This is a genomic window from Roseovarius maritimus (assembly GCF_043355895.2).
Lineage (GTDB): Bacteria > Pseudomonadota > Alphaproteobacteria > Rhodobacterales > Rhodobacteraceae > Roseovarius > Roseovarius maritimus.
Genome location: NZ_JBHFPF020000037.1, coordinates 1 through 653 on the forward strand (window position 1 = coordinate 1; position 653 = coordinate 653).

1 protein-coding gene is annotated in these 653 nt (G+C 63.2%); it reads right to left on the reverse strand.

Annotated features, from left to right (window positions below; genetic code table 11):
* On the reverse strand, positions 1–653 hold a 653-nt coding region (locus ACEWPM_RS19780; protein ID WP_420768119.1), incomplete at both ends, for a DDE-type integrase/transposase/recombinase.

Consider the following 653-nt stretch of genomic DNA (forward strand, 5'->3'; position numbering starts at 1 on the left):
CCTCAACAGGTTGTTCCGATCCAATCCTGGTCGACCGAGGGGCGGCTTTGATTTTAGCGCCGAGTGTGGTCGGTGCCATTTGTAGAGGTGGGTCCGGACTGGCAGGTCTGCGGCGCGGTCCTCTGATGGTCGGTAGGCACGGGCATAGCCCCATTTTCGCAGGGCGGTCTGAATGGATCTTTCGGCCTTGCCGTTTGTCTGCGGCGTGTAGGGCGGGGTCCGGAGATGATGCTGGCCCGGCCCGGTGCAGGCGGCCTTGAAGGCATGAGATTTGTAGCACGATCCATTGTCAGTCATCACCCGCGCGACCGTGGCACCCATCGACGCATACCATTCCACCGCCGCCATGAGATGGGCTACGGCGCTCACGGCCGTCTCGTCTGGGTATATCTGTGTGACGGCGAGCCGCGAAGCATCGTCGATGCAGGCATGCACGTATTCCCGGCCGATCCCGCGGCTGTTCGACTGGCCGCTCCGGTTGCCTGTGGTCCTGTGCCCGGTGCGTTCGAAGCGACCGAGGCGCGTGATATCGAGGTGGATCAGGTTACCGGGATGCTCATGTTCATAGCAGCGCACCGGTTCGGTGGGCTCCAGATCACGCAACCGCGACAAACCCGCCCGCCGGAGCACCCTGCTGACAGTCGCGGGTGAAA